This window comes from Thermanaerovibrio acidaminovorans DSM 6589, from assembly GCF_000024905.1.
Classification (GTDB): domain Bacteria; phylum Synergistota; class Synergistia; order Synergistales; family Synergistaceae; genus Thermanaerovibrio; species Thermanaerovibrio acidaminovorans.
This window is the reverse complement of sequence record NC_013522.1, coordinates 1,067,397-1,079,556: the sequence shown is the minus strand read 5'-3', so window position 1 is coordinate 1,079,556 and position 12,160 is coordinate 1,067,397. Positions and strand designations below refer to the sequence as shown.

Annotated in this window: 9 protein-coding genes; all 9 read left to right on the top strand. The window is 64.4% G+C overall.

What is annotated here, in order from left to right:
- Positions 1-25 precede the first annotated feature (25 nt).
- The 9 genes from alaS to TACI_RS05270 are packed head-to-tail and all read left to right on the top strand — an operon-like array spanning position 26 to position 12,149.
- Entirely contained in the window at positions 26-2,674 is a 2,649-nt protein-coding gene (alaS, locus tag TACI_RS05310; protein WP_012869780.1) for an alanine--tRNA ligase, read from the top strand.
- Between the two features lies 1 nt (position 2,675).
- Positions 2,676-3,104: a Holliday junction resolvase RuvX gene (ruvX, locus tag TACI_RS05305; RefSeq protein ID WP_012869779.1), complete on the top strand. Its 429-nt coding sequence runs from the start codon at positions 2,676-2,678 to the stop codon at positions 3,102-3,104.
- Positions 3,105-5,660, top strand: coding sequence for a DNA mismatch repair protein MutS (mutS, locus tag TACI_RS05300; protein ID WP_012869778.1), 2,556 nt, complete (start codon positions 3,105-3,107; stop codon positions 5,658-5,660).
- Between the two features lie 8 nt (positions 5,661-5,668).
- On the top strand, positions 5,669-7,351 hold the full coding sequence (mutL, locus tag TACI_RS05295; protein ID WP_012869777.1) for a DNA mismatch repair endonuclease MutL: 1,683 nt from the start codon (positions 5,669-5,671) through the stop codon (positions 7,349-7,351).
- Between the two features lie 4 nt (positions 7,352-7,355).
- Positions 7,356-8,303, top strand: coding sequence for a tRNA (adenosine(37)-N6)-dimethylallyltransferase MiaA (gene miaA / locus TACI_RS05290; protein ID WP_012869776.1), 948 nt, complete (start codon positions 7,356-7,358; stop codon positions 8,301-8,303).
- Complete coding sequence (ispH, locus tag TACI_RS05285) at positions 8,300-9,142, top strand: 4-hydroxy-3-methylbut-2-enyl diphosphate reductase (RefSeq protein WP_012869775.1); 843 nt, start codon at positions 8,300-8,302, stop codon at positions 9,140-9,142. Before miaA ends, ispH begins: the two co-directional genes overlap by 4 nt.
- Positions 9,143-9,163: 21 nt before the next feature.
- A complete protein-coding gene (locus tag TACI_RS05280; RefSeq protein ID WP_012869774.1) occupies positions 9,164-10,678 on the top strand; it encodes a S1 RNA-binding domain-containing protein in 1,515 nt (504 codons plus the stop codon).
- Between the two features lie 50 nt (positions 10,679-10,728).
- Positions 10,729-11,235, top strand: coding sequence for a peptide deformylase (gene def, locus TACI_RS05275; RefSeq protein WP_012869773.1), 507 nt, complete (start codon positions 10,729-10,731; stop codon positions 11,233-11,235).
- Positions 11,232-12,149 (top strand): methionyl-tRNA formyltransferase, encoded by a 918-nt coding sequence (locus TACI_RS05270; RefSeq protein WP_012869772.1) that lies wholly within the window; start codon positions 11,232-11,234, stop codon positions 12,147-12,149. Before def ends, TACI_RS05270 begins: the two co-directional genes overlap by 4 nt.
- The last annotated feature ends 11 nt before the right edge of the window (positions 12,150-12,160 follow it).

Sequence of the window (12,160 nt, the reverse complement as noted above, 5' to 3'; positions counted from 1 at the left end):
CTAGAGTCTTTGGGGGTGTTTAGAGTTGAAATGGCGATCCGGAAACGAACTGAGGGAGATGTTCCTGTCCTTCTTTGAGGAGAAGGGCTGCGTTAGGTATCCTAGCGCTTCGCTGGTCCCCGACGATCCGTCCCTGCTCTTCACCATAGCCGGCATGGTTCCCTTCAAACCCTACTTCCTGGGTATAAAGGAGCCCAAGGAGAGGCGGGTTACCACCGCGCAGAAGTGCATAAGGACCAACGACATCGATAACGTGGGGCGCACCGCCAGGCACCACACCTTCTTTGAGATGCTGGGCAACTTCAGCTTCGGGGACTACTTCAAGGCGGAGGTGATCCCCTGGGCCTGGGAGTTTCTCACCCAGCGGGTGGGCATGGATCCTGACAGGCTCTATGTCACCGTGTTCAGGGACGACGACGAGGCGGAGTCCATCTGGATGAGCTCCGTGGGGGTCCCCAAGGATAGGATCTTTAGGATGGGGGAGGAGGACAACTTCTGGGCTGCCGGGCCGGTAGGTCCCTGCGGTCCCTGCTCGGAGATAATCTACGATCAGGGACCGGAGTTCTCCTGTGGCAAGCCCTCCTGTGGGGTTGGCTGCGACTGCGACAGGTACCTGGAGGTCTGGAACCTGGTCTTCATGCAGTACAACCGGGATGAGGCGGGCAACCTGACGCCCCTCCCGAGGAAGAACATCGATACCGGCATGGGGCTTGAGCGGCTCTCCTCGGTGGTCCAGTGGGTTAGGAGCGACTTCGAGACCGACCTCTTCAAGCCCATAATAGACCGGGCCTGTCAGATATCCGGGGTGGCCTACGGCTCCTCCCCCCAGGGGGATCTGGCGGTAAGGGTCATATCGGATCACATAAGGGCCGCGGCATTCATGGTGGCCGACGGGGTTCTGCCCTCCAACGAGGGGCCCGGCTACGTCCTGCGGCGTCTGATCCGCCGCACCATAAGGTTCGGCAGGCTCCTGGGCATCGACCGGCCCTTCCTCCTGGAGGTGCTCCCGGTGGTGGAGCAGGTGATGGGTGGGCACTACGGGGAGCTGGTGGAGCACAGGTCCACCATAAATCAGGTGCTGGAGCTGGAGGAGTCCCGGTTCCTCAGGACCCTGGAGCAGGGGTCCGCCCTCCTGGAGGAGGAGGTGCGCCGGGTCAGGTCCCGGGGGCTTTCGGTTTTCCCCGGAGAGGTGGCCTTCGAGCTTTACGATACCTACGGCTTTCCCCTGGAGCTCACCTCCGAGATGTGCCAGGAGCAGGGGCTGTCGGTGGACATCGAGGCCTTCGAGCGGGCCATGGAGAGGCAGCGGGAGTTGGCCCGGTCGGGAAGCAAGCACGCCTCCGCGGCGGTGACCAGGACCGTCTACTCCGATGTGCTCAAGGCGGGCAGAATCCGTTTCATCGGCTACGACTCCGAGGAGGGGGAGGCCCGGGTGGTGGCCCTGGTGAGGGAAGGGGAGATGATCCAGTCCGCCCGGGAGGGGGACCGGGTGGAGGTCTTCCTGGATGTGACCCCCTTCTACGGCGAGAAGGGGGGCCAGGTGGGCGACAGGGGAGAGATCCGCTGGGACGGTGGGCTGGCCCAGGTAGAGGACGCCCAGTGCCCCATGGACGGCCTGACATCCCATTTGGCCACCCTGGTCCAGGGGGAGCTGCGGGTTGGGCAGAGGGTTTTCTGCCGGGTTGACGGGGAGAGGCGGTGGCACATAAGGCGCCACCACACCGCCACCCACATCCTCCACGAGGCCCTGGGAAGGGTACTTGGGGGGCACGTAAGGCAGAGCGGATCCTGGGTGGGGGATGGGTTCTTCCGGTTCGACTTCAACCACTTCTCCCCCCTCTCCGATGAGGAGATCGCTCGGGTGGAGGACCTGGTGAACCAGGTGATACTGGAGGACCGGCGGGTCACCACTTTGGAGACCTCCATGGACTCTGCCCGGGAGATGGGGGCCAAGGCCCTGTTCGATGAGAAGTACGGCCAGGTGGTCCGGGTGGTATCGGTGGAGGGCTTCTCCACCGAGCTGTGCGGCGGCACCCACGTTTCCTCCTCGGGTCAGATAGGCCTGTTCAAGATCCAGCGGGAGGAGGGCATCGGCTCCGGCCTCAGGCGCATAACCGCCACCGCCGGTCTGGCCTCCTTGGAGGCCTACCGGAGGGCCGCAGAGGTGGTCAAGGGTGCATCCTCCGCCCTGGGGGTTGAGGCCGAGACGGTTAGGGACCGGATAATGGACCTCATGAGGGAGGTCAAGTCCCTGGAGAGGGAGCTGAGGCAGCTGAGGCTGCAGGTCAAGTCCGAGGGGCTGAAGAGGGCCCTGGAGGCCCCTCAGGAGGTGAAGGGCATCAAGGTGCTCTCCTTCCTGACCGAGGACTCCTCCCCCGATGAGCTCCGGGCCATGGGGGATTCGGTCCGGGAGATGTATCCCGATTCGGTCTGTGTGCTGATATCAAGGAACGGTGGCAAGTTCATGGTGATCGTCATGTGCTCCGATGGGGCGGTGTCCAAGGGGGTCAAGGCGGGATCCCTCATAAAGTCCCTGGGCGCCCTTTGGGGCTTCAATGCGGGGGGCAAGGCCAACACCGCCCAGGGGGGTGGTGAGTGGACCGATCGCATGGAGGGGCTCCTCCGCTCCATGGAGGAGCAGGTTTCTCAGCTGGTGTCGGAGATGGTCAGCTGATATGGATTCCTCCATGGGAAGGGTAATGGCCCTGGACCTTGGGGAGGTAAGGATAGGGGTCGCCCTGAGCGACCCCTCTCGCTCCTTCGCCTCCCCCCTGGAGGTCCTCAAGATGGAGGAGGGCTGGCCCCTCAAGGTTAAGGAGCTGGTGGAGAGGAACTCGGTGACCCTGATCGTGGTGGGGCTGCCCATAAGGACCGATGGGAGCTCCGGTCCCGAGGTCCAGCGGGTCATGGGCTGGTTGGAGGAGCTCAAGGCGGTGGTCCAGCAGGTGGAGATCGTCACGGTGGACGAGAGGTTCACCACCTCTATAGCCCAGCGGTTTCTGCTGGAGGGGGACGTCCGGCGGGAGAAGAGGAAGGGGAAAGTGGACAAGGTGGCGGCGGCGCTCATGCTTCAGGATTACCTGAACTCCAGGAGGGGGTCCTAGTTGCTTCCCAAGGGAGTGAAGGTAACACCCATGCTGGAGCAGTACCTCCACTGGAAGGAGCGGTATCCGGACTACCTACTCTTCTTCCGGATGGGGGACTTCTACGAGCTGTTCTTCGACGACGCCAAGGAGGCGTCAGCCCTACTGGACATAGCGCTCACTGCCCGAGATCCCGAGAGGGCCATCCCCATGGCGGGGGTTCCCTACCACGCGGTGGAGCAGTACCTGTCCCGGCTGGTGGAGCTGGGCAAGAAGGTGGCCATATGCGAGCAGGTCTCGGAGCCCGACGGTCGGACGTTGGTCCAGAGGCGGGTGGTCCGGCTGGTGACCCCCGGCACCTTCGTCCCCTCCGAGGGGGGTGGGGACGTCCACCTGGTGGCCTGCGTCCCCCGGGGAGAGGCATGGGACCTGGCGGTCCTCTCCCTCTCCACCGGCCTCTTCGAGGCTGGGACCGTCCCCTCCGGGGAGGTCCAGGGGGTCCTGTCCTCCTACTTTCCCACGGAGGTCCTGCTCCCCAAGGGCAAGGTGCCCGAGGACTTCCCGTGGCGGTGGGTGGAGCGGGAGGTGGACCTGTTCTCCCCCAGGGGAGCCCACGGGTTGCTGCTCAAGAGGTTTGGCCTGTCGACCCTGGAAGGACTGGGGTTCCATCCGGAGGATCACGCCCTGGGGGCCGCGGGGGCGGTCCTCCGGTACGCGGAGGAGACCCAGTTCAGGGAGCTGAGCCATCTGAGGCCCTTGCGACGCATATCTACCGGCAGGGGGCTCATGCTGGATCTCACCTCCCAGCGGAACCTGGACCTGGTTGAGCCCAAGGGGGCGTCGTTGCTGGGGGTGCTCAACTTCTGCAAGACCCCCTTGGGGAGGCGGGTCCTGAGGGAGTGGATCCTGCATCCCCTGAACGATCCGGAAGAGATAAACCTCCGGCTGGACGGGGTGGAGTTCTTCGTCAAGGACCGGGATGGGGCCCGGGCCCTGGGGGAGGCGCTCTCCTCCGTTGGCGACGTGGAGAGGGCCCTGTCCAGGCTACACCTGGGCACCGGCGGGCCCAAGGATGCGGCCCTCTGCAGGGACTTCCTGTCCGCCCTCCCCAGGGTTGAGGAGCTCACCCGCCGGACCCCTAAGGCCTGGCATCTCGATCTCTCCCCGAGGGTCCTGGCCCTGGGGGAGACGCTGGCTAAGGCCATAGAGGACCGGCCCCCCAGGGACGTATCCGACGGGGGGGTCATAAGGGGGGGCTTCGATCCCGAGTTGGACGAGCTCAGGTCCTTCCTGGGGGGACACGAGGGATGGCTGTCGTCCTTCGAGGAGAGGGAGAGGGACAGGACCGGCATAAGGGGGCTCAAGGTCCGGTACAACAAAGTCTTCGGCTACTACATAGAGGTCAGCCGGTCGAACGCGGACCGGGTTCCGGAGGACTACGAGCGGCGCCAGACCCTGGTTAACGCCGAGAGGTTTGTAACCCCGGAGCTGAAGGAGTTCGAAGCCAAGATGGCCCGGGCCTCCGAGGCGGTGATGAGCCGGGAGAGGGCCGTGTGGGAGCGGGTCCTGGCGGAGCTCTTGTCGCTCACCGGGGAGCTTCAGCGCCTGGCCCGAAGGGTAGGAGAGCTGGACTGCCTCTTCAGCCTGGGGGAGGCGGCCTTTCAGAGGGGATACGTGAGGCCCCAGGTGGACCTGGGGGATGAGCTGGTCATACGGGACGGGCGGCATCCGGTGGTGGAGGTGGCCATGGCCCCGGAGCCTTTCACCCCCAATCACATGCACCTGGACTCGGGGAGCCGGAGGATGATCCTGCTCACCGGGCCCAACATGGCGGGCAAGTCCACCTATCTGAGGATGGGGGCCCTGCTGGTCATCATGGCCCAGATGGGATCCTTCGTCCCCGCCAGCCACGCCAGGGTGGGGTGTTTCAACCGGATATACACCCGCATAGGGGCCCGGGACGACCTGGCCCGGGGGCAGAGCACCTTCATGGTGGAGATGGTGGAGACCGCCCAGATATTGAACGGCCTCACCGGCCGGAGCCTGGTGATCCTGGACGAGATAGGGAGGGGGACCTCCACCGACGACGGGATGAGCATCGCCTGGGCGGTTATGGAGTACCTTCACGAGAGGTCCGATCTGGCCCCCAAGGTGCTCTTCGCAACCCACTATCACGAGCTCACGTCCCTGGCGGAGCGGCTTCCGGGGGTTAGCAACTGGAGTGTGGCGGTCAAGGAGACGCCTAGGGGGGTGGTTTTCCTCCACCATGTGGTGCCCCGCCCGGCGGACAGGTCCTACGGGGTGGAGGTGGCCAAGCTGGCGGGCCTGCCCGAGGCGGTCCTGAGGCGCTCGAGGGAGCTCCTGGAGCTCTTCGAGGGCCGAAGGAGGAGGGATGTGGAGGGGGCCGCTGGGAAGGGGATGGTCAGACAGACCTCCCTCTTCGACCCCGGGGTGGACGGCATCCTGGAGGAGCTGGCTGCCTGCGACCCGGACAACATGACCCCGCTTCAGTGCATGGAGCGGATATACGATCTCCACAAGCGGGCGGTGGAGATACTGAGAGGTGGACGGGCATAGGAAGGATATTGGAACTGCCCCCGGAGGTCAGGGAGAAGATCGCCGCCGGGGAGGTCATAGAGAGGCCCCTCTCGGTGGTTAAGGAGCTCCTGGAGAACTCCCTGGACGCGGGAGCCAAGAGGGTGTCGGTGGCTCTTTCCCAGGGGGGGAAGACCTCCATCACCGTGGAGGACGACGGATCGGGGATCCCCTTCGAGGACCTGCCTCTGGCCCTCACCAGGCACGCCACCAGCAAGATCCGGTCCGTGGACGACCTTTACGGCATAAGGTCCCTGGGATTCCGGGGGGAGGCCCTGGCCAGCATCTGCGCGGTGAGCCGCCTGGAGATAAGGAGCCGCCGGATGGACCAGGAGCTGGGAGGGCTGATCATCGCCGAGGGTGGGGAGATCGTGTTGCACGAGAGGGTCCCCCACCCAGTGGGAACGGTGGTGAAGGTGGAGGAACTGTTCTTCAACCTCCCCGCCCGGAGAAAGTTCCTTAAGTCCCCGTCGGCGGAGGTGAGGAGGATAAGCCAGCTCCTTCAGGAGATGAGCCTGGTCAACTTCCACCGGCGAATCCAGCTCTCCTCCGACGGGAGGCGGGTCTTTGAGTCCCCCGGGTTCGAAAGCCCCAGGGATGCGGCGCGCCACCTATGGGGGTGCGATCCCAAGGAGGGGTTTATGGACCACCAGGGCCTGAGCTGCCACCTCCTGTGGAGCGGCTCCGGCGAGGGGCGCGGCAACCTCTGCTTCTTCGTAAACGGAAGGAGGATCCACGATCCGTCCCTTCGGGCGGCGATCCAGGGTGCGTCGGGGACCTTGGGAGGGGACTGGGTGGTGTTCCTCGTGGTCCCGCCGGAGGAGGTGGACGTTAACGTCCACCCCACCAAGTCGGAGGTCCGGTTCAAGCGCCCCCGGGACGTCTTCTCCCTGGTCCATCGGGGGGCCCTGTCGGTGATAGGGGGAGGTTTAGGATTGGACGGACCACCCGGGCAGCCGATCCCTCCGGCGAGGGATCGGCGGGATGAGCCGCCGCAGGTGAAGTCGCCGTCGGTGGAGGACCGGATGCCCCGGTTGGATGGGCCATCCTTTGGGGGCCCCCAAGATCCGGCTAAGAGGCTTGTTGTCGGGTCCCCCCTGGCGGAGATGGTGAGCCAGGTGAGGTACGTGGGGGAGGCTGGCAGGGGGTATCTCATCTACGAGTTCCCCCGAGGGGTCATATTCCTGGATCCCCATGCGGCGGAGGAGAGGATAACCTACGAGAAGATAGTCCGGGGATCCCAGGGGGGCACCCAGGTTTTGGCCTTCCCGGTGGAGATCCCCGAGGGGCTTGCCATGTCGCTGGAGGGGCTTTGGGGGCCGCTGGAGGATCTCGGTTTCCGGTTCGATCGAGAGGGCAGTGGGGCCATGCGGATGGTGGGGATACCCCAGCACCTGTCCTCCTTCGACGTGTCCCCCATGGAGTGGCTCCGATGGTGCTCCTCCGGGGGGGACCAGGAGGAGGGATCGGGCCGCCAGGTCAAGCTGCTGGAGAGGATGGCCAGCAGGGCGTGCAGGCGGTCCATGAAGCTGGGGGATTCGCTGGATCGGGATGGGGCCAGGAGGCTCTTCGAGGAGCTCCTCCGTTGCTCGGTCCCCCAGGCCTGCCCCCATGGCAGGTCCACCTTCTTCGTCCTCCCCTGGGAGGACATAGAATCTAGGCTTGGGAGGTAGGCCATTGAGAACCCCAGTTCCTTTGCCGGCCATAATAGGTCCCACCGCGGTGGGGAAGACGGACTTCAGCCTCATGTTGGCGGAGGCCCTGGGCGGGGAGATCATCTCCGTGGACTCCAGGCAGATATACCGCTACCTGGACGTGGGCACCGATAAGGTCTCCGCCCAGGTGAGGAGGCGGGTGATCCACCACTGCATAGACGTGGCGGACCCGGACGAGGTCTTCTCCGTGGCGGATTTTGTTCGTTCCGCCAACGGGGCGATCGAGAGGATAACCAACCGGGGCAGGGTGCCCATCCTGGTGGGGGGTACCCCCTTCTACTTCAAGGCCCTGGAGGGGGGACTGTTGTCGGACCTCCCCACCGACCGGGCCATCCGGCGGCGGATAGAGGAGGAGATGTCAGTCAAGGGCCGCCTGGCCATGCACCGGGAGCTAATGGAGGTGGACCCCGAGTCCGCCCGAAGGATAGATCCCAACGACGCACACCGGATAGCCCGGGCCCTTGAGATATACCGTCAGAGCGGCAAGCCCCCCACCTGGTGGTACAGGAACAGTCCGCCGGCTGGAGGGGGGATCCGGATGTTCTACGTGGGGCTTACCAGGCCCCGGGGGGAGCTGTACGATCGGATAGCCCAGAGGGTTCGGATCCAGTTCTCCTCTGGCTATCCGGAGGAGGTAATGTGGCTTCTGGAGAACGGCTTCCCGGAGCACATGCCGTCCATGCAGGGTTTTGGCTACAGGGAGCTGGTGGCCTGGGCCAAGGGGGAGGTGACCCTAGAGGAGGCCATGGAGCTGGACGTGAGGCGAACCAAGGCCTTCTCCCGGCGGCAGATGACCTGGTTCAGGCGGTTCTCCCCCTGCGAGTGGTACGACCTGTCCGAGATGGAGGTATCCCAAGTGCTCGAATCGGTGGTCCGTCGTCTCGAGGAGCTGTGGGAGGGGTCAGAGTGAAGGTCCTGGTGGCGAGTCCCACGGGGCTCTGTTTTGGGGTTAGAAGGGCCATAGAGGCCCTGGAGGCCACCCTGGAGGAGAGGGGGCGGGTCTACTCCCTTGGCAGCCCTATTCACAATCCCCAGGAGGTGGAGCGGCTGAAGGCCAAGGGGTTGGTGGTGGTGGACGAGATAGATCAGGTTCCCCCGGGGGTGACCCTATTTATCCGGGCCCACGGGGTGAGCCCCCAGGTCTTCCGGGAGGCGTTGAGACGCTGCGGCGAGGTGATAGACGGTACCTGTCCCTTCGTGAGGAAGGCCCAGGAGAGGGCCATGGTCCTATCGGATGAGGGCTACCCGGTGCTGATCGTGGGCGACGGGGAGCATCCGGAGGTTAAGGGGATCCTGGGCTTCGTCAACGGTTTCGCCGCGGTGGTGCCCCACCGGGGGCGGCTTGAGGAGGTCCTGGACGGGCACAGGTTCCAGAAGGTGGGAGTCCTGAGTCAGACCACCCAGAAACTGGAGGTTTTTTTCGACGTTGTTAAGGCCTTGGTGGGTATCGTTCCCGAAGTTAGAGTGTATAATACGATCTGTAGCGCCACCCTTGAGAGACAGAGGGCGGTATGTGAACTTGCGTCCTCCGTTCAGGGCATAGTGGTGATGGGTGGCAGGAACAGCGCTAACACCCGGAAGCTGTATCAGATAGCCCTAGAGTCGGGGGCCCAGGCGGTGTGGATAGAGCATCCTGACGAGCTGGATTACGGGTGGCTGGCGGACAAGGGTTCCATCGGGTTGGCGGCTGGGGGTAGCACCCCTGACTGGTTGATCCGGGAATTGATAGAAAGGCTTGAGAAACTGTAGGTCGCGAGGAGGATGGAAGGTATGGTGGACGGGTTGACGATGAACAATTCCGGTGTGTCCGAGCCGGAGCCTGAGACGATGGAGAGCATCATGGAGCAGATAGACTCCGTGAACATACATCGGGGCAGCGTGGTTGAGGGTACCGTGGTTGATGCCCGGGAGGACGGTTGGCTTGTGGACGTGGGCTACAAGTGCGAGGGCTTCCTTCCCCGGCGGGAGTGGAGCCATCGGGCCATCGTTGAGAAGGTGGGGGAGCCCCAGGTGGGGGACCGGATCCGGGTCCAGGTGACCAACGTGGGTCAGGGCGAGGAGGCCCAGCTCAACCTGAGCCGGTGGCGTTGCGAGTTCGATGAGCGGTGGAACGCCCTGGAGGAGAAGCTCGCCCAGTCGGACGTGATCGAGGTTGAGGGTATCCGCAAGGTCAAGGGAGGGCTCATTGTGGACTGCTGTGGGCTCGAGGGTTTCATTCCCATCTCCCACCTGGCGGAGGAGGGCCGGGGTATCAACCCTGCCAACCTGGTAGGAAAGACCTTCCCGGTTAAGCTGGTGGAGAAGGATCGCAGGAAGCGCCGCCTAGTGCTCTCCCGGCGCAGCATCCTTGACGAGGAGATGGCCTCCCTGCGTGAGGAGTTCTACGCCAACGTGCACGAGGGGGACATCCTGGAGGGTGAGGTCAGCAGCATAACCTCCTTCGGGGTCTTCGTGAACCTGGGGGCCATGGAGGGGCTGGTTCACATCACCGAGCTCTCCTGGCAGAGAGGTGCCAAGGCGAAGGACCTGGTCCAGAAGGGCGACAAGGTCAAGGTGAAGGTGATAGGTATAGACCGGGAGAACAACCGGGTTTCCCTGAGCCTCAAGCAGGCCCAGGAGGATCCGTGGGTGGGGGTCACCTCCCGCTGGACCGTTGGCCAGAGGACCAAGGGGGTCGTAACCAACCTGGCGGACTTTGGGGCCTTCGTGGAGATCGAGCCCGGCGTGGAGGGGCTCATCCACATCGGTGACCTTAGCTGGAGCCGGGTTAAGCACCCCAAGGAGGTCCTCAAGAAGGGCCAGGAGGTGGAGGTGGTTATCCTGGAGGTCGATGGGGACCGTCGTCGCATAGGCCTCGGCCTCAAGCAGCTCAACGATCCGTGGGCCAACGTCTCCGAGAAGTACTCCAAGGACCAGGTGGTGACCGTCAAGGTGGTTCGCCTGGCGGACTTTGGGGCCTTCGTGGAGATCGAGGACGGGGTGGAGGGGCTGATCCACATATCCCAGCTGAGCCGTCAGCGGGTCGAGAAGCCCTCGGACGTCCTTAGGGAGGGACAGGAGGTCCAGGCCAAGATCCTGGAGGTTAACCCCTCGGAGAAGAGGATCCGCCTGAGCCTGAGGGCCCTGGAGGAGCCCACCGGGGAGGAGCGTCACGAGGAGCGCCGGGAGGAGCGCCGCCGTCGCCCCGCCCGGGAGGACCATGGACACTCCAGGCAGCAGGGCTACGTGCAGCAGCAGGAGGAGTTCTCCTTCACCATAGGAGACCATCTGAACCTGAATCGGTAAGGTACGGGATGGAGGTGCCCGGGCCGGTCTTATGACCGGCCCTTCTCATCATGGAAAACAGGAAGGGTAAGGTTCTAAAGGTCCGGGTCTTCCCGGATCCGGTTCTCCGCCAGCCGGTGGAGGAGGTCCGGGACTTCGGGGAGGAGCTTTCGGACCTTTTGGCGGACATGTGGGCCACCATGTACGCCAAGGACGGGGTTGGCCTTGCGGCCCCCCAGGTGGGCATATCCAAGAGCCTGGCGGTGATAGATCACCACGGGGACCGGTACGTGGTCGTAAATCCCCAGATCCTCTCCCAGGATGGGGAGGAGGAGGGTGAGGAGGGTTGTCTCAGCTTCCCCGGCATCTTCGTGAACGTGAAGCGCCCCAGCAGGATAAGGCTTCGTTTCCAGGACGAGACCGGTGCAGTCAAGGAGATGGAGCTCCAGGGCTTCATAGCCCGTGTCTTCCTCCATGAGATAGATCACCTCAGGGGCCGGCTCCTGATCGACCACGTGTCCCCCATAAGGCGGCAGATGATAAAGACCCGGCTGGCCAAGAGGTCTGAGGATCGATGAAGTGGGCGGTGTTGAGCTCCGGCCCCTTTGGGGCCCTGTGGCTCGAGGGGCTTCTGGCGGTGGGGAGAAGGCCCCTTTGGATAATGACCAAGCCCCCCAGGCCCGCGGGGAGGGGCTACAGAGAGCGGGTTACCCCCGTGGAGGAGGTGGCCCTCTCCTTCGGCCTGACACCGGTTAGGACAAACTCCCCTGTGGATGATGTGGCCGCCCTAGCCCCTCAGGGACTGGACGTCCTCTTCGTGGTGGACTGCTCCTTCTTCATCCGGGAGCCGCTACTCAGCTTCCCCACCATGGGGTGCATCAACCTCCACCCCTCTCTGCTTCCCCAGCTTAGGGGGGCGGCTCCGATCCAGAGGGCCCTATGGATGGGTCTCGATGTGACCGGGGTCACCATGTTCCGGTTGGTGGAGGAGATGGATGCGGGGCCCATACTCATGAGGGTACCCCACCCGGTGGACCCGGACGACCACTTCGGATCCCTGCTCCCCAAGCTTGCCCGGCTTGCGTCCCGGATGACCGGTGATTTCCTTGATGCGCCGGACTCCTTCTCCCCGGTCCCCCAGGAGGGTAGCCCCTCCTACGCTCCCAGGATATCCAACCAGGAGACCCGGGTGGACTGGGGTGATGGGGCATCCCGGGTGAGGGACATGATCCGAGCCCTCTCCCCCTCCCCCTGTGCCTGGTCCACCCTTGGGGGAAGGAGGATAAGGATCCTCAAGGCCTCGGTGGACCAGTATCCGCCCATCTCTTCCCCCCCGGGGGCTCACTACGTGAGGGACTCCCTGCCCTGCGTGGTCTGCGGTGACGGTAGTGGTTTGGTCCTCCTGGAGGTGCAGCCCGAGGGCAAGCGACCCATGGAGTCCGCCAGCTGGCTCAAGGGGCTGAGGCTGTCGCCGGGGGCCGCTTGGGAGTGAGGGGGGTATTG